The organism is Plesiomonas sp. ISS29, from assembly GCF_056522795.1.
The window spans coordinates 1293512-1310475 of record NZ_JAWRZQ010000001.1 but is presented as its reverse complement, the minus strand read 5'-3'; the positions used below and the strand labels follow the sequence as shown (position 1 = coordinate 1310475).

Here is a 16964-nt window from a genome sequence, read left to right as displayed (position 1 = left end):
CAGATCTAATATCAGATATTGAGAGAGACAAAAAGAGGGAAAAAAAGGAAAACCCCACTACCACAGCAGTAAACGCTGAAAAACTGTGGGCTTTATCCTATAAGAAGGGATTATCTGTTAGGTGATGAGATCCATAATTCACCAATACAGCTCAATAATTTCAGTGAAAATTCGCTGATTTCATTGTTCTGAGCGCCAATTTTTTGTACGCAATTTCAACTCAAAATCGCGTTATTTCGCAACATAAAAATATATCGCAAAAAAGTGACACATTGCGCCGCCAAGCACAAATAGGTGCCAAATAGCATGGCTAAAAGAAAGCCGTTTTGAAAGATAAAAAATAACCCCCAAGCTGTAAAGTACGCCGCCCCCAGCGAGCAGCAGTAACCCCCCCAAAGAGAGTGATTCAGCTAACTGATAAATCACTACCAATGAGAGCCAGCCCATAAGCAAATAGGTAATAACCGAAAGCACTTCAAAACGATTAATAAACAATAGCTTAAAAACAATACCTAATAGTGCAAGCCCCCAGATCACCGCCATCAGGTAAGTGGCCAGAGAGCTTTGCAATGCCACCAACAAAAAAGGGGTGTACGTTCCAGCAATGAGCAGATAAATAGCGCAGTGGTCGGCAATTTTTAAGCGGTGTTTTCCCACAGGGTTTGTTGCGGCATGATACAAGGTTGAGGCAAGAAACAGCATAATCATACTGATTCCATATACGGTATAACTAAAGAGTGCAGTAAAACCTTGCTGAGCAATAATTCCTTGTTTTAACAACAGAAAAAGGCCTACCCCCCCTAGAATTATCCCCAAGGCATGGCTGATGCTGTTAGCCAGCTCTTCAGCGTCAATACGGGAATATATCGCCGACATAAGGTATCTCCAAAAAAGCGCGGCATTTGATGCCAGTTTATCTTAATTTGCAGTATACCCCTTTCAGCTTACATGTGTACTCTGAAATAACTTTTATCACATCAACAAGTCACGCAGTGTTTTTTATCTGATCTTTTTTGACTCAAGAACTGAGAAAAATCCATTACCGGAGGTGCATAACCTAAATTGGTCATAGATGCCGAAATTTGCCCCCGATGGTGTACCGCATGTAATGAAATTTGCATCAACATCTCAGCCAATGAGATATCGGCATCAAGATATGGAATATCGTGACAGACACAAATTTTGGTTAAATCTATTTTTTCAGGTATTTGTAAAGCATCCTGCCAGTGATAAGTCACTGCTTCTAGGCGGGTAAACAAGTGCCGGATATCGATCGTGATAATACTGTCAACAGCTATTGTGGTACGTTTGTTAAGAATCACATTAGCATAAAAAATTTCTTCGGTGGCTAACAGATGATTTAAGGTATTGATAATAGAACCAAAATAAAGGCCATTATCTTGCATGAGCAGGGCGCTGGGTAAACCACGCAGTGAGCGCTGTAATTGTTGATAAGCCCAGTGATGATAATGCATTTGATTTTGCAGATGCTGGTGCAGTGGCATGATTATTCCTTGAACTGCATGAGTAACCGGATTTTACCCTGCTTATTTCCCTGTGTTAACGCAATTAATGGCTGGTGAATTAAAAGTTAGTAAAATATAGAAAAAGATCACATTCCGGCATTACTGACCTTCCAATAAAATAATTTATTTTTTGTATATTTAATCAAAATAAATGATTGAATATTCGATTGCTAGCCTCTACATTGCTAAAAGATAATGAGTGATTTACTTAATGGCAGATGAATATTGATCAGAACCAAGCGGGTTGAGATCACGTTCACCCCACTGTTTTGCATGGAGCGCATATGACTTCCCTAAACACTGATTCACTGATGAGTATTACTCACCGGCCTGATCTCTATTTCACCCGTGGCAAAGGGCACTGGCTCTACACCGACGATGACTCAGCCTATTTAGACTTTGTACAAGGTTGGGCAGTAAACTGCTTAGGCCACTGCCCTGATGTGCTGATACAAGCGTTGCACGCTCAAGCACAGCAGCTGATTAACCCTAGCCCCGCATTTTTTAATCAACCAATGGCGGAATTAGCAACCCGCCTGACCGCACTTTCAGGCCTAGATAAAGTGTTTTTCACTAACTCCGGCGCAGAGGCTAATGAAAGCGCGATAAAATTGGCGCGCCGTTACGGTCAGAAGTATAAAAACGGGGCATACAAAATTATCACTTTTGATAATAGTTTCCATGGCCGCACGTTAGGCGCGATGTCGGCGACCGGAAAACCACAATTTGCCGCACTGTTTGAGCCAAAAGTACCGGGCTTTATCAAAGTTCCTTTCAATGATATTGCTGCAGTGAAAAATGCCATTACCGCCGATACGGTGGCCATTATGCTTGAGCCTATTCAGGGCGAGGCTGGGGTGATTCCGGCAGACCGATCCTTTATGCAAGCGTTAAGACAACTGTGTGATGAAGAGCATCTGCTGCTGATTGTTGATGAGGTGCAAACGGGCATTGGGCGTACCGGTAAAATGTTTGCTTTTGAGCTGTTTGATGTGATGCCTGATATGGTGACCTTGGGTAAAGGGTTGGGCGGTGGCATACCGCTGGCAGCGCATTTAGCCCGCGAACATGTTTGTTGTTTTGAGCCGGGCGACCAAGGGGGAACATACAATGGTAACCCGCTAATGTGTGCCGGAGGGCTGGCAGTGGTCAATACTGTGGCACAAGAGAGTTTTCTACAGCATGTTAATGCAAGCAGTGCTTTACTGGTTGATGGGTTAAAACAGTTAAGCCAAGTACTCGATTTAGGTGAGGTGCGTGGAGAGGGGTTATTATTGGCCTTTGATCTGAAATATCCGATAGCTGAAGAGGCAGTGAAAGAAGCGCGTTTTCAGCATTTATTACTCAATGCACCACGGCCAAATATTCTGCGATTTATGCCGGCGCTTACCCTCACTGAACATGAAATTAATTTGATGCTTACGCGCTTACAGCTGATTATTCGCAGTTTGGTGATGCCGTATAAAACAGCGCTGCTAGTAAGTGAGGCGATTGGTCAGTAATGCTATTGATTAGTGGATAGTCACGCGCAGAAATATAAAAAAAGAGGCCATATTAATGGCCTCTTTTTTCAATGTTATACCGGCACCATAATCTCGGTCGCCAAAATAACCACCACTAAACCAACAAATACCGGTACAGAGGTGCGCTTTACCACTTCAAACGGCGAGAGTTTAGCCATACCCGAAGTGGCGACAACAACACCAGATACTGGCGATATTGTGCGGCCTAAATTAGATGCCTGCAGCATTGGGATAATTAAAAACGCCGGATTAATCCCCATTTGCCCGGCCAGTTTTGGGATCAGCTCGACAAAAGCATAAAAAGGAGCATTGCCTGAACCGGTCGTAAACGCGGCCAATGTGGTGATCACCACCAGCACCAGCATCATGACAAAACCGCCATTTCCGAAAGATTGTGCCATTCCCAGCAAATTATCAATAAAACCTACCGTGGTTAACCCTTGTGCAAATACACCGGCAGCCACCAATAACATCACTACGCTGGAGAACGCGTCGGCCATGCCGCGATAGGCAACTTCAAGGCCTTTAAAGACCTCTTGCCCGTCAAATTTACGGGCAAATTCCAGCAGTGCTGTCAGGATCATACAAATCACTAAAATAGTGACAATATGCAGTTTTGGCGCAATATCACCGCTAAAAATCAGAACACCGATAATCGGGCTGAACGGTAAAATGGCATAAAACTTTGGCGCATCAACCTGAATATCGCTGACATCTAAACGCTCATGGCTCACGCCCTCTTTATTATCTAAATAGCGCTGCCAGAAAAAGTGGGCAACAGCCATACACAAGATAGCGACAATAGAGATAGGCAGTGTAGTTTTAAATGCAAAATCAATCAGATCAAGGCCTGCTGCGTTTGCCGCGACCACCACATCACCCGAAGTTGGCGATAAAATAATGGCTGCCGGAGAGGCACAAATTGCCGCCGCCGCGCCACGACTAATCCCCACATTCACCATCAACGGGAACAGGGTTGCCATTAGCAATACCCCCAGACCAGTAGCAGATGAAACAGCCAATGACATTAGACAAGCCACAAAATAGGCAGCAATCATCAGCACATACGGTGATTTAATGCGCTGCAACGGTTTAGCAGTGATTTTCACGACCATATCATTAGCGCCAACATGTGTCATGTAGGTGGCAAACCCACACAACATCATAATCATCATGCCAAGATCACCGCCACGGCTCATCAGCAGATATTTAACATACTCAACCACATTGGTGGCAGCATTACCGGTTGACTCAACCCCTTTGGGTAATATTGAATGACCAAGCAATACTGAAATAATTAACAACAAAATACCACCGGTCATTAAAACACCGGTTGCAGAATAACCTTTAAATATATACCGCCCGACACCCGCAGCAACAATGACACCTATCAATAACTCCAGCATAGTCATCTCTTTCTATTTTATTCATAAAGTTTTGCCACTCTAAAGTAGCTTGTATTGGCTCGCTATCAATTTTCTATTGCGGCGTGATGACGCTCTATATTTAACGATAAGAAAGACAATGTGATTTGTTTTTTCCCAATAAACCCGAGTAGAAATAAATCACATTATCATCGGCAATAGTTAAATAAGACAGGATGCTGCACTGATATACTGCGGTGAGTTAACAACTATTGCGGGATAAATAGGGTAGGTAGAGATAACGACAATAATGGCTGGAAATAATAGCGGAACCATGGTGTGAAGATGACCTAATAAGTCAGCCGCAGCCGACTTATTAGGTTAGCGTTTATCAGAATCGGCTCAATTTACTGTTTTGCGATAATCTCGCCATTTTCCAGATCAAGTGTAAGTAACTTCCCTGGCAGTAATTTACCCGACAAAATTTGCTGAGCCAGCGGATTCTCAACTTCTTGCTGCATCGCCCGTTTCAGCGGACGCGCGCCGTAGATAGGATCATAGCCAGCCTGAGCCAGATGCGCCAACGCGGCATCGGTCATGTGCACCTGATAACCGCGATCTTCCAGACGTTTGTACAAACGTTGCAGTTGAATCGCCGCAATGGATTTAATCTGCTCACTGCCAAGCGGATGGAATACCACGGTTTCATCGATACGGTTGATAAATTCAGGGCGGAAATGCTGTGATACGGCACTCATTACCAGCTCTTTCATCTCACCGTAATCAAGCGTACCAAACTGATCTTGAATCAGATCAGAGCCTAAATTGGAGGTCATGATCACCACAGTGTTACGAAAATCAACCGTACGACCTTGTCCATCAGTCAGCCGACCATCATCAAGCACCTGCAGCAGAATGTTAAACACATCCGGATGCGCTTTTTCCACCTCATCAAGCAAGATAACCGAGTACGGACGACGACGAACTGCTTCAGTCAGATAGCCCCCCTCTTCGTAGCCCACATAACCCGGAGGCGCACCGACAAGGCGTGACACCGAATGTTTTTCCATGAACTCCGACATATCAATCCGCACCATGGCATCATCACTGTCGAACATAAAGTTCGCCAGTGCTTTACACAGCTCGGTTTTACCGACACCGGTTGGGCCTAAGAACAAAAATGAACCAATCGGGCGATTAGGATCAGCTAGCCCTGCACGGCTACGACGAATTGCATTTGATACTGCTTCAACCGCTTCATTCTGACCAATCACGCGCTTATGTAGATCATGTTCCATCCGTAATAGCTTATCACGCTCACCTTCAAGCATACGGGCGACCGGAATACCGGTTGCTTTTGACAGCACATCGGCAATTTCAGCATCGGTGACTTTATTACGCAGCAATTGCATCTCTTTTGTATCGGTCTGACTAGCTGTTTCAAGCTGCTTTTCCAGCGCCGGAATGCGGCCATATTGCAGCTCGGACATTCGAGCCAAATCACCGGCACGGCGAGCTTGTTCAAGTTGCGTTTTAACTTGCTCTAACTCTGCTTTAATGTGCTGTGTGCCAGATAATGCGGCTTTCTCTGCTTTCCAGACTTCATCCAACTCAGCGTATTCACGCTCTTTGGTCTCTAACTCTTCGTTCAACATAGCAAGACGCTTGAGACTGGCATCATCAGACTCTTTTTGCAGTGCTTGCTGTTCAAGTTTGAGCTGAATAATCCGGCGATCAAGGCGATCTAATGACTCTGGTTTTGAGTCTATCTGCATCCGAATACTGGAAGCGGCTTCATCAATCAGGTCAATGGCTTTATCAGGCAACTGACGATCGGCAATATAGCGATGCGACAGTGTTGCTGCAGCGACAATGGCCGGATCGGTAATCTGTACATGGTGATGCAGTTCATAGCGCTCTTTCAACCCGCGCAAGATAGCAATCGTATCTTCAACGGTAGGCTGCGCGACATACACTTTTTGAAAACGGCGCTCAAGTGCGGCATCTTTTTCAATATACTGGCGATACTCATCAAGCGTGGTTGCCCCGACACAGTGCAGCTCACCACGTGCTAGCGCCGGTTTAAGCATATTCCCCGCATCCATTGCGCCGTCACCTTTACCGGCACCGACCATGGTATGCAGCTCATCAATAAACAGAATGACGCTGCCCTCTTCTTTGCTCAGCTCATTCAATACTGATTTTAAACGCTCTTCAAACTCACCACGGTATTTTGCACCGGCAATCAGCGCGCCCATATCCAGAGAGAGAACACGCTTGTGCTTTAAGCCTTCGGGCACTTCACCGTTAATAATACGTTGCGCTAAACCCTCTACAATCGCGGTTTTACCCACACCCGGTTCACCAATAAGCACTGGGTTATTTTTGGTTCGGCGCTGCAAAACCTGAATCGTACGGCGGATCTCTTCATCACGGCCAATAACCGGATCTAATTTCCCCTGCTCGGCACGTTCAGTCAGATCAATGGTGAATTTTTTTAGTGCCTGACGTGAGTCTTCGGCATTAGCATCGTTCACGTTGTCTCCTCCGCGCATTTGATCAACGGCGGCATTGAGTTTGGCAATGGTTGCCCCCTGTTTACGCAGAGTATCACCCAACTTGCCACGCTCTTCACTAGCAGCCAATACAAACTGTTCGGAAGAGATAAACTTGTCGTTACGTTTTTGTGCAATTTTATCGCACAAATTCATTAAACGGCCTAAGTCTTGCGATAGCTGTACATCACCGCCAATACCATCAACTTTCGGTAAGCGATCCAGCTCTTGCGTCAAAGCAGAACGCAGTGCCACAACATCAATACCCGCACTGGTCAGCAGCGGGCGCACTGTGCCGCCCTCTTGATTGAGCAGTGCCAGCATCAGGTGGATAGGTTCGATATATTGGTTATCACGCCCTAAGGCTAAAGATTGCGCATCGGCAATGGCTTCTTGAAATTTACTGGTTAGACGATCCAGACGCATAACTCCTCCTAAACGGTCGTTGCGCGCAATTATTCATCTCTCTGTCTATTAAATGAGGCTTTGCGGGGTATTTTCAAGAGCGTGATTGAAAAGAAGTATGACAAGGTGTTTATGGGGGATACAAGAGATCAGAAGCACATCATCCGCAGACAAAAAACCTGCACAAGGCAGGTTTTTTATGTATTAACGATACGGCAATCTGTGTTATTCGCGCCAAATCACGCTGGCCTGACGGCCGGTGACTGATTCGCGGCGGAATGAGAAAAACTGCTCCGCATCACTCACGGTACAGTAATCTCCGCCGTAAATGGCGGTGACTCCGGCAGCCAGCATACGCTGACGCGCCAGCAGATAGATATCGGCCAGATAACGATCACCTTGTGGCGTAAACGCCAATACCGCCGCGGGGCTGTGCTGAATAAACTGCTCACGCACTTCAGCACCAACCTCAAACACACTCGGCCCGATAGCCGGCCCCATCCACGCCATAATGCGGGCGGGTGCAACACCAAAGCGCGCGATGGTTTTCTCTAATACGCCATCACACAACCCGCGCCATCCGGCATGAGCGGCCGCCACTTGCGTGCCATCATCACTGCAAAACAGCACTGGCAGGCAATCAGCAGTCATCACCGCACAGACAGTATCAGACTGCGCCGTGAAGGAAGCATCAGCATCGCGCGACTCTTCTTCCCCGGTAGGTAAAATCAGAACACGGGTACCGTGTACCTGATTTAGCCAAACAGGTTCGGCCGGTAAACGCGCCGCATTACGCAACAACGCACGGTTTTGATCCACGGCGCTAGATGAGTCGCCCACATGCGTGCCAAGATTTAAGCTCGCATATGCCCCTTCACTCATACCCCCGTCACGGGTCGTACTCAGCGCGCGAACATTTGCCGGCGCAGGCCAATCGGGTTCAATCCACTTCATCTATCCATCTCGCTATTGGCTATGAGCGCACAGGTACACGGCTGCTCGGCATGGCTGATTAATAGTCCATATCATCTTTATGTTCTTGCGCATCGGCACGCAGTGTTTCAACCAGCTCAACCATATCATCAGGAATAGGAGCATGCCACTCAAGTAATTCCCCTGAAATCGGGTGAACTAACCGCAGCATGGTGGCATGCAGAGCTTGACGATCAAACTTACGTAGCACCTGCAAGAATGCCTCTGATGCCCCACGTGGCGGGCGCGGACGACCACCGTACAACGGATCACCAATCAGCGGATGGCTGATAAACGACATATGCACACGGATCTGATGCGTACGGCCCGACTCAAGGCGTAAACGCAAACGGGTATGCGCACGGAAACGCTCCATAATCCGGTAGTGCGTCACAGCAGGTTTACCCATTGGGTGTACTGCCATGTGCGTACGCTTATTCGGGTGACGTGAAATTGGCTCATCCACCGTGCCGCCTTTGGTCATAATACCAATAGCAATGGCTTCATATTCACGTGTAATTTCACGGCGTTGCAGCGCTTCCACCAAATGTGTTTGGGCAGGAACGGTTTTTGCCACTACCATTAAACCAGTGGTATCTTTATCCAGACGATGCACGATACCCGCACGCGGAACATCGGCAATTGCTGGACAGTAGTGCAGCAATGCGTTCAATATAGTACCGTCAGCATTACCGGCACCCGGATGAACCACCAGATCACGGGGTTTATTGATTACCAGAATATCGTCATCTTCATAGACAATATTCAGTGGAATATCTTGTGCTTCCCAGCGCGCAGGCTCTTCGAGCACCGCAGCAATGACGATCTGCTCACCGCCTAGCACCTTTTCGCGCGGGCGGTCAACGATATTGCCGTCAACCTGAACGCCGCGCTCTTGGATCCACGTTTTAATACGTGAGCGCGAGTAATCGGGGAACAACTCTGCTAACGCTTGGTCTAAGCGTTGTCCGAGTTGGTGGTAAGCCACTGTCGCTGTTAGTTCAATTTGTTGTGCCATGTCGCAACTTCTTTATTAACGTTGAATTTATTAACGTTGGGTTTTAACGGCATGCCGTTTAGAATAGCCTGTAATTGTACATTTCTTTGCTGGGATCTTTATGGAAAGACTCCCACAAGCCACTTGAGGATGATCGAGAACGTCATGAAGCGTATTACAGCCCTGATGGTATCAGTAGCTCTTGCCGTCACGTTAGCGGGATGCTCCAGCACAAAAGAGACCGTACCTGATGTTCCTCCTGCAGAGCTTTATGCTAAAGCGCAGGAAAAATTGCAGGATGGTAACTTCCGTGAAGCTATTACCCAACTAGAAGCACTGGATAACCGCTATCCGTTTGGCCCTTATTCACAGCAGGTGCAGCTCGATCTGATTTACGCATATTATAAATCAGCCGACCTCGCCTTGGCGATGGCATCGATTGACCGCTTCCTGCGTTTGAATCCGACATCACCACAAGCTGACTATGTGCTGTATATGCGTGGTCTGACAGATATGGCTTACGATGACAATTTGCTGCACGGCCTGTTCGGTGTTGACCGTTCCGACCGTAGCCCAGCGCATGCTCGTCAGGCATTTCGTGATTTTACCATGCTGATCCAGCGTTATCCGAACAGTTCTTACGCAGCAGATGCACACGCACGATTAGTCTTCCTGAAAAACCGTCTTGCCAAGCATGAACTGGCTGTTTCCCAGTACTATACCAAACGTGGCGCTTATGTCGCGGTGATTAATCGTGTTGAGCAAATGCTGCGCGATTATCCAGACACCCAAGCAACCCGTGAAGCACTGCCGCTGATGGAAAATGCTTACCAGAAACTGGGCTTAACCAGTGAAGCTGATAAAGTGAGCAAACTGATTTCGGCTAACAAATCGGCAGCATAATTACGGGCTTATCACCCTTGGCACTGGCGTATTCACTGCTGTATCGCAGTATAAACGTTATTTGCAAAAATGCTGCTGTGGTTATGGCTACTAGAGCTGTAATAGCTGGGGTGATGTAGACACCGACAAAAAGCGTACTGATGTTCAGTACGCTTTTTTTATTGCTATCTTTGAATGCCAATTTAAGATGCAACGTAATTAAGCAATAGAATGAAGACAAAATGGCGGAATTAGCAAACGTACAGAACGGAGGGGTTAAGCGAAACTAGCGAGGTACGGCAAGAGCGAAGTCACAATTTTTCATCAACATGCTGTTTTACAAGCAAAAGAAATCAACAAGCCGATTCCATTTATTGCCCTAATTTTCCTATCCTGCCTTAGCCAAAAAAGAACAGCAAGTAATCTTCTCTGTTTTTATCCGCCAGCATCACACTTTGTTGTACTGAAGATAACCTCGCTCAGTAATGTGATCTTAATCACACTTTATTTATTCTGATTGAGTATTCTGAAGTTAAGCCCAATGGCGGTACAGACACAGAGGTAAGCCTATGAAAGTTAACATTACTAGCAAACAAATGGACATCACCCCGGCAATTCGTGAGCACGTGGAAGACCGTCTGGCTAAGTTAGAAAAATGGCAAACTCCGCTGATTAAACCGCATGTGATCTTGAGCAAAAATCCACAAGGCGAGTTTATTGCAGAAGCGAACATCGGTATTGCAAACGGACAACTCGTAGCAAGCGCACAACATATTGATATGTATGCGGCAATTAATGAGATGCTGCTAAAACTAGAACGTCAGCTGAATAAATTGCAGCACAAGAACGAGTCTCGCCGTTCAACGCAGAGCGTTAAAGAGTCAAACCGAGTGCAAGATGACACTGCAGAAGCGATCTCTGATGAAGAGGAAGAGGCGTTTTAAGTACACAAATGCCATTGCTTTAATAACACATATCTTAACAGCACATTTTAAATGTATGACTGACGCACCGTTTACGGTGCGTTTTGTTTGTCAATAAACCAACATTCTCACAGACAAAAAAATTGACAATATCCTCCCATTCTAGCTACTTTAAGACACCAACACTTTTCAACAACAGTTAACATCTCACGCTCAGCACTTATTGTATGTTGCAGTGATCCAGAAGTTAGAGGTATAGGAAGAAACATGAATATGACGCTGTTTTTCTTTGATTTCTTTTTTAGCTTTAGTGCCGCACGCTAGGAGGCTGCTCGTACGACTTGCATTAAAAACAAATCAAAGACGAACAGTAAGCCTCCCTCTACGGGAGGTTTTTTTTTACTGTTTTTACTCACCCTTTTTTATTGATTTTTTGCTGATACCAAGGATGCAGGCTATGACTCAAGATTTAAACGGGATCCGCCAACACATTACGCAGCTTGACCGCTCACTGTTAAAATTACTGGCAGAGCGCAAGCAGTTGGCACTTGAGGTAGCACGCAGTAAGGCAAAAACACACACCGCGCTGCGTGACACCACTCGCGAGCAAGAGCTGCTGGCCTCTTTAATCCGTTACGGTGAAGATTTGCAACTTGATGCGCACTACATCACGCAAATTTATCACACCATTATTGAAGATTCAGTGCTTACCCAGCAGGCGTATCTGCAAAAACAGTTAAACCCTGAAACCCAGCAGTTTACCCGCGTGGCTTTTTTGGGGATGCGCGGCTCATATTCACATCTGGCATCACGCAAATATGCTCTGCGCCACCAAGAGCGGATTATTGAAATTAGCTGCCGCACCTTTGCTGAAATTTTGCAGAGTGTTGAGGCCGGTGAGGCCGATTACGGCGTACTGCCGATTGAGAACACCAGTTCGGGATCTATCAATGATGTGTATGATTTGCTGCAACACACGCAATTATCCATTGTTGGTGAGCTTACCCACCCGATAGAGCACTGTTTATTAGCCACCCATGATGTACAGAGTATTGAACAGATCCATACGGTCTACAGCCACCCGCAGCCGATTCAGCAGTGCAGCCAGTTTCTAGCCACTCTTGGGCAGGTACAACTGGAGTTTTGTGAAAGCTCATCACACGCAATGCAGAAAGTTGCTCAACTGCAATCACCGCATGTTGCCGCAATTAGCAGTGCTGAGGGCGGTGAATTATACGGTCTGGTCTCCCTCAAAAATGGGATTGCCAACCAGCAGGAAAATATCAGCCGTTTTATTGTGGTAGCCCGTAATCCGATTGATGTCGCCCCGCAGGTACAGGCCAAAACCACGCTGATTATGTCAACTGCCCAGCAGGCCGGATCACTGGTTGAAGCGCTACTGATTTTGCGCGATCACGGTATCAATATGACAAAACTCGAATCACGCCCGATTAATGGTCATCCGTGGGAAGAGATGTTTTATCTGGATATAGAGGGCAACGTACAGGATGAGCAGATGCAAGCGGCAATTACCAGCCTGACGCGGCAAACGCGCTATCTAAAAGTGCTTGGCTGTTATCCGACCGAAACAGTGATCCCAACACAGATTGCGTAATGTTCTTTTACTGTTAGCTTGTTAAAATCTTCCCCGCCCTAAATTCACTGATTCCATAAAGTGCGGGGAGTTTTGTTTTGCAAACAGGTCAACCGATAAACCAGCAAATAAATAAGGATCACCGGCTAGATTTAACTGCGGTGCACCAAATTATCGTTAGCCTGACGCAACAATACGCGGCTCTCTGCCTGAAATTGCTGGGCATACTCGCCAAACCACTGCTCTACATCGCCAAAACGCTGCATAAATGCCGATTTATCGTGCTGTTCAAGCAGCGCAATAGCTTCACCAAAGCGACGATGAAAACGTTTAATCATGGCTAAATTTTCTGGCTGCGCCATGATGATGTCAGCATACAGTTGTGGGTCTTGGGCAAATAAACGCCCGACCATGGCTAACTCCAGACGATAGATCGGCGAAGAGAGCGCCAGCAATTGCTCAATATCGGCATCTTCCTGTGAGAGATGAAAACCGTAGGCAAAAGTCGCAAAGTGGCGCAACCCCTGAATCAAAGTCATGGCACTGTCATGCTGCTTGGCATCAATAGCATGCACCCGCGCGCCCCAGATCTGAAATTGCTCCAGTAGCCACTGGTACGCCTGCGGCATGCGGCCATTGCAGTAAACAATAACCTGTTTAGCCAGACTGGAGAGATCAGGGCCAAACATTGGGTGCAGGCCGACAACCGGCCCACGATGTACCGCCAGCATCGCCTGTAATGGCGCTTGTTTAACAGAGGTGAGATCAGCCAAAATGCAGTCAGCCGGAAGCTGTTGCAAACGATCAATCACCGCTTCGGTTAAGCTGATAGGCACACTGACCAGCACCATTGCCGCATTATCGAGCAAAGCATCAGCGTTCACCCAATCATCTTTATCCAGCACACGCACCTGATAACCAGAAAGTGTAAACAAGCGCGCAAACAACTGACCGAGTTGACCACGACCGCCAATAATCACAATGGGCCGCGTAGTTGGGTTAACGGTTTTAAAGCCGCTATCGTTTTCACTCGAATAAGACTCACGCATGACTCGCCGTAAAATATCCTCAATCAGATCCGGCGGTATACCGAGTGCCTGTGCTTCTGTACGGCGAGCCGCCAGCATCGAGGCTTCACGCTCGGGGACATAAATCGGTAATCCGTGGCGGCTTTTTACCTCTCCGACTTGCTTAACCAGTGCCAAACGGCGTGTAAGCAAATCCAGCATTTCGCGGTCAACCGCATCGATTTGATCCCGCAATAGTGCCAGTTCAGGAACCATGTTCTTTCCTCTTTCGTCCGCAACCTAACGCACGTTCAAATGGGCTGCCAATCCGGTATGGATTCTGCGCAATAGTGTTTCGGTAGAATCCCAATCAATGCAGGCATCGGTGACAGAGACACCATAGACCATCTGATCGCGTGGTTGCTCTGCTGATTGGTTTCCTGCCTGTAAGTGGCTTTCCAGCATAATACCAATAATTGCACGATTACCGGCTTGAATTTGGGCAACAACTTCATCAGCAACCACAGGTTGACGGCGATAATCTTTATTTGAATTGCTGTGGCTACAATCAACCATCAGCGCACTTGGCAAACCCGCTTTAGCCATTTCAGCCTGACACTGAGCAATATCTTCCGCCGAGTAGTTTGGTTTTTTCCCACCACGCAAAATAACATGCCCATCAGGGTTACCTTGTGTTTGCAACAACGCAACCTGACCGGCCTGATTAATGCCCATAAAACGGTGCGACATAGAGGCTGCTTTCATCGCATTAATAGCAGTACTTAGGCTACCATCAGTGCCGTTTTTAAAACCAACCGGCATAGATAATCCTGAAGCCATCTCTCGGTGGGTTTGCGATTCTGTTGTTCGTGCACCAATGGCTGACCAACTGAACAGATCACCGATATATTGCGGGCTGATCGGGTCAAGAGCTTCGGTTGCCAGCGGCATACCCATTTCATTTAAATCAATCAGCAGTGATCGAGCAATGTGTAACCCTGCCTCGACATCAAAAGAACCATCCATATAAGGATCGTTAATAAGCCCTTTCCAACCGACTGTGGTACGCGGTTTTTCAAAATAGACCCGCATCACAATATAGAGGTGATCACGCAATTGGTTGGAAAGCACTTGTAAACGGCGCGCATACTCAAGCGCGGCATCGGTATCGTGAATTGAACAAGGCCCGCAAACCACCAGTAAACGTGGATCACGGTGATGAATAATATCGGCAATCGTCTGGCGTGATGCAGCAATGTGATTCAAAACCTGTTCACTGGCCGGTAACTTCTCTTTTAACGCATCAGGGGTAATCATGACCTGTTCGGCACTGATATGGACATTATTTACGTGATCTCGCTGCATTTTTATCATCCTTGGTATTCGGCATTACAACATGAGGCAATACGGCTATTTCCGAGCACTCAATCGTGTTCGCACCTGCTAAAATGTGCGTCTATTCACAATACCAATATACGTAAACTTTTCAATCCATTTTCGTAATGAAAAGATTACGAATGCCAAATTTAACCCCTATTTAGTAAAATTAAGTTTACACAAAGCTAAGAATGCAAAGAAAATAACACGCTGTTTGGTGTAAACCAATTATCAATAATCCAACCTATATCACCTTCTGGTTCAGTGTTCGGTGATCGCATCCTCTGTTTTATCTCTGCAAAGGGATAATAATTAAATCAGTTTAATATCAACATTATATAAAACTCATAATCAGGGATTGGTTCTATGATTGCGTTACAATTTGCTGTTGTTCTATTGTGTTTATTGGTCGGTACCCGCTTTGGCGGAATGGGCTTAGGCTTAATCAGTGGTATCGGGTTATTTATACTCAGTTTTGTCTTTGGCTTGATGCCGGGCGAGCCTCCGGTCAGCGTTATGCTGACAATTCTTGCGGTAATTGGTTGTGCTTCTGTACTGCAAACTGCAGGCGGACTCAATGTACTGATGCAGTATGCAGAGCGCCTGCTGCGTCGTCATCCGCAATACATCACTATTCTTGCACCACTCACCACATGGACACTGACCTTCCTGTGCGGTACTGGGCACGTGGTCTACACCATGTTCCCAATTATCTCTGATATCGCCATTAAGAAAAATATCCGGCCGGAACGCCCAATGGCAGTTGCATCGGTAGCCTCACAAATGGCTATCTGTGCTTCACCAGTGTCTGTGGCGGTCGTTTCACTGCTCTCTATTTTGGCGGCAAAACAGGGTGTTGGCGAAGCCATCAGCATGCTGACGCTGCTAGCAATCTCGATTCCGGCATCATTGTGTGGCGTGCTGGTTGCGGCTCTGTGGAGTTTACGCCGTGGTAAAGATTTGGATGATGACCCTGAATTTCAGGCTAAACTGAAAGACCCTAAACAGCGTGAATATATCTATGGTGGCAGTAGCACGCTGCTTAATGAGTCATTCCCGAAAGAGTCTTACTGGGCAACGGCTATTTTCTTCGCTGCCATTGGCGTTGTGGTACTGCTAGGCGTATTTGATCAGCTACGGCCGGTGTTTGATCTGGGTGATGGCAAAACAAAAATGCTGTCAATGAACATCACCATTCAGATGATGATGCTAATTGCCGGTGCAATCATATTAATGCTGTGCAAAGTTAAACCCGGTGAAATTGCAAACAGTGCCGTATTTAAGGCGGGTATGGTTGCGATATTTTCCGTGTTTGGTGTTGCATGGATGAGTGATACGTTTTTCCAAGCACACATGGTTTTACTCAAAGAGAGCCTTGCTGATGTTGTGATTGCCCACCCGTGGACTTACGCGCTGGTGCTCTTTTTGGTGTCAAAATTGGTTAACAGTCAGGCCGCTGCGCTAACAGCTATCGCGCCAATGGGCTTAGCTTTGGGTGTTGATCCAAAAATGATTGTGGCATTTTTCCCAGCCTGTTACGGCTATTTTGTGTTGCCGACCTACCCAAGCGATCTGGCCTGTATCGGCTTTGACCGCTCAGGAACAACCCGTATCGGTAAGTTTATTATTAACCACAGTTTTATTTTACCGGGGTTAATTGGTGTATCAACCGCAAGTGCGGTTGGTTTCCTGCTGGTTGAAACGTTCCTCTAATCTGATTGCTAAACTCATAACCCGGGCAGCATTATGTTGCCCGCATACCTGCTTTATGCTCTGCATCCCACAAATAAACAATTCCGCCTTTATATTGCAGACCCTATTTTATTGTTTCATTGTTTT

At 46.6% G+C, this 16964-nt stretch carries 13 protein-coding genes and 1 other annotated feature; of the genes, 5 read left to right on the top strand and 8 right to left on the bottom strand.

What is annotated here, in order from left to right; genetic code table 11:
• Nucleotides 1–231: 231 nt before the first annotated feature.
• Together trhA and AC1HDJ_RS05830 are read right to left on the bottom strand one after the other, a co-directional pair.
• The gene (gene trhA, locus AC1HDJ_RS05835) at nt 232–876 is read right to left on the bottom strand and encodes a PAQR family membrane homeostasis protein TrhA (RefSeq protein ID WP_479534113.1); all 645 of its coding nucleotides are present in this window, start codon (nt 874–876) and stop codon (nt 232–234) included.
• A gap of 101 nt (nt 877–977) precedes the next feature.
• Nucleotides 978–1505 (bottom strand): DinB family protein, encoded by a 528-nt coding sequence (locus AC1HDJ_RS05830; protein WP_479534111.1) that lies wholly within the window; start codon nt 1503–1505, stop codon nt 978–980.
• 305 nt (nt 1506–1810) lie between these two features.
• On the opposite strand from AC1HDJ_RS05830, the gene AC1HDJ_RS05825 reads away from it, so the two are divergent.
• A complete protein-coding gene (locus tag AC1HDJ_RS05825; protein ID WP_479534109.1) occupies nt 1811–3028 on the top strand; it encodes an acetylornithine transaminase in 1218 nt (405 codons plus the stop codon).
• A 74-nt stretch (nt 3029–3102) separates the two neighbouring features.
• Here the strand turns inward: AC1HDJ_RS05825 and dcuC are convergent, their stop codons facing one another.
• The 4 genes from dcuC to rluD all read right to left on the bottom strand — a co-directional run bounded on the left by dcuC (nt 3103) and on the right by rluD (nt 9363).
• Complete coding sequence (gene dcuC, locus AC1HDJ_RS05820) at nt 3103–4455, bottom strand: anaerobic C4-dicarboxylate transporter DcuC (protein WP_479534106.1); 1353 nt, start codon at nt 4453–4455, stop codon at nt 3103–3105.
• Between the two features lie 365 nt (nt 4456–4820).
• Nucleotides 4821–7394, bottom strand: a complete 2574-nt coding sequence (gene clpB, locus AC1HDJ_RS05815; RefSeq protein WP_479534104.1) for an ATP-dependent chaperone ClpB — start codon at nt 7392–7394, stop codon at nt 4821–4823.
• A 204-nt stretch (nt 7395–7598) separates the two neighbouring features.
• Nucleotides 7599–8327, bottom strand: coding sequence for a purine nucleoside phosphorylase YfiH (yfiH, locus tag AC1HDJ_RS05810; RefSeq protein WP_479534103.1), 729 nt, complete (start codon nt 8325–8327; stop codon nt 7599–7601).
• 58 nt (nt 8328–8385) lie between these two features.
• Complete coding sequence (gene rluD / locus AC1HDJ_RS05805; protein WP_479534100.1) at nt 8386–9363, bottom strand: 23S rRNA pseudouridine(1911/1915/1917) synthase RluD; 978 nt, start codon at nt 9361–9363, stop codon at nt 8386–8388.
• A gap of 144 nt (nt 9364–9507) precedes the next feature.
• Here rluD and bamD point away from each other — a divergent pair, with 144 nt between their 5' ends.
• The 3 genes from bamD to pheA all read left to right on the top strand — a co-directional run bounded on the left by bamD (nt 9508) and on the right by pheA (nt 12762).
• Nucleotides 9508–10245, top strand: coding sequence for an outer membrane protein assembly factor BamD (bamD, locus tag AC1HDJ_RS05800; RefSeq protein WP_479534098.1), 738 nt, complete (start codon nt 9508–9510; stop codon nt 10243–10245).
• A gap of 548 nt (nt 10246–10793) precedes the next feature.
• Nucleotides 10794–11168 (top strand): ribosome-associated translation inhibitor RaiA, encoded by a 375-nt coding sequence (gene raiA / locus AC1HDJ_RS05795; protein ID WP_438622509.1) that lies wholly within the window; start codon nt 10794–10796, stop codon nt 11166–11168.
• Nucleotides 11169–11413: 245 nt separating this feature from the next.
• Nucleotides 11414–11548: a sequence feature (Phe leader region), on the top strand.
• Between the two features lie 56 nt (nt 11549–11604).
• Nucleotides 11605–12762 (top strand): prephenate dehydratase, encoded by a 1158-nt coding sequence (gene pheA, locus AC1HDJ_RS05790; RefSeq protein WP_479534096.1) that lies wholly within the window; start codon nt 11605–11607, stop codon nt 12760–12762.
• Between the two features lie 131 nt (nt 12763–12893).
• Here the strand turns inward: pheA and tyrA are convergent, their stop codons facing one another.
• A complete protein-coding gene (gene tyrA, locus AC1HDJ_RS05785; protein WP_479534093.1) occupies nt 12894–14024 on the bottom strand; it encodes a bifunctional chorismate mutase/prephenate dehydrogenase in 1131 nt (376 codons plus the stop codon).
• A 24-nt stretch (nt 14025–14048) separates the two neighbouring features.
• Nucleotides 14049–15113 carry a 3-deoxy-7-phosphoheptulonate synthase gene (locus AC1HDJ_RS05780; protein WP_479534091.1) on the bottom strand — a complete coding sequence of 355 codons (1065 nt, stop codon included), beginning with the start codon at nt 15111–15113 and terminating at the stop codon, nt 14049–14051.
• Between the two features lie 378 nt (nt 15114–15491).
• Here AC1HDJ_RS05780 and AC1HDJ_RS05775 point away from each other — a divergent pair, with 378 nt between their 5' ends.
• Complete coding sequence (locus AC1HDJ_RS05775; RefSeq protein WP_479534089.1) at nt 15492–16838, top strand: anaerobic C4-dicarboxylate transporter; 1347 nt, start codon at nt 15492–15494, stop codon at nt 16836–16838.
• The last annotated feature ends 126 nt before the right edge of the window (nt 16839–16964 follow it).

What these genes read in the sequence shown, in the direction of transcription:
- trhA (WP_479534113.1), bottom strand. Translation starts at nt 876, where the DNA reads ATGTCGGCGATATATTCCCGTATTGACGCTGAAGAGCTGGCTAACAGC.
- AC1HDJ_RS05830 (WP_479534111.1), bottom strand. Translation starts at nt 1,505, where the DNA reads ATGCCACTGCACCAGCATCTGCAAAATCAAATGCATTATCATCACTGG.
- AC1HDJ_RS05825 (WP_479534109.1), top strand. Translation starts at nt 1,811, where the DNA reads ATGACTTCCCTAAACACTGATTCACTGATGAGTATTACTCACCGGCCT.
- dcuC (WP_479534106.1), bottom strand. Translation starts at nt 4,455, where the DNA reads ATGCTGGAGTTATTGATAGGTGTCATTGTTGCTGCGGGTGTCGGGCGG.
- clpB (WP_479534104.1), bottom strand. Translation starts at nt 7,394, where the DNA reads ATGCGTCTGGATCGTCTAACCAGTAAATTTCAAGAAGCCATTGCCGAT.
- yfiH (WP_479534103.1), bottom strand. Translation starts at nt 8,327, where the DNA reads ATGAAGTGGATTGAACCCGATTGGCCTGCGCCGGCAAATGTTCGCGCG.
- rluD (WP_479534100.1), bottom strand. Translation starts at nt 9,363, where the DNA reads ATGGCACAACAAATTGAACTAACAGCGACAGTGGCTTACCACCAACTC.
- bamD (WP_479534098.1), top strand. Translation starts at nt 9,508, where the DNA reads ATGAAGCGTATTACAGCCCTGATGGTATCAGTAGCTCTTGCCGTCACG.
- raiA (WP_438622509.1), top strand. Translation starts at nt 10,794, where the DNA reads ATGAAAGTTAACATTACTAGCAAACAAATGGACATCACCCCGGCAATT.
- pheA (WP_479534096.1), top strand. Translation starts at nt 11,605, where the DNA reads ATGACTCAAGATTTAAACGGGATCCGCCAACACATTACGCAGCTTGAC.
- tyrA (WP_479534093.1), bottom strand. Translation starts at nt 14,024, where the DNA reads ATGGTTCCTGAACTGGCACTATTGCGGGATCAAATCGATGCGGTTGAC.
- AC1HDJ_RS05780 (WP_479534091.1), bottom strand. Translation starts at nt 15,113, where the DNA reads ATGCAGCGAGATCACGTAAATAATGTCCATATCAGTGCCGAACAGGTC.
- AC1HDJ_RS05775 (WP_479534089.1), top strand. Translation starts at nt 15,492, where the DNA reads ATGATTGCGTTACAATTTGCTGTTGTTCTATTGTGTTTATTGGTCGGT.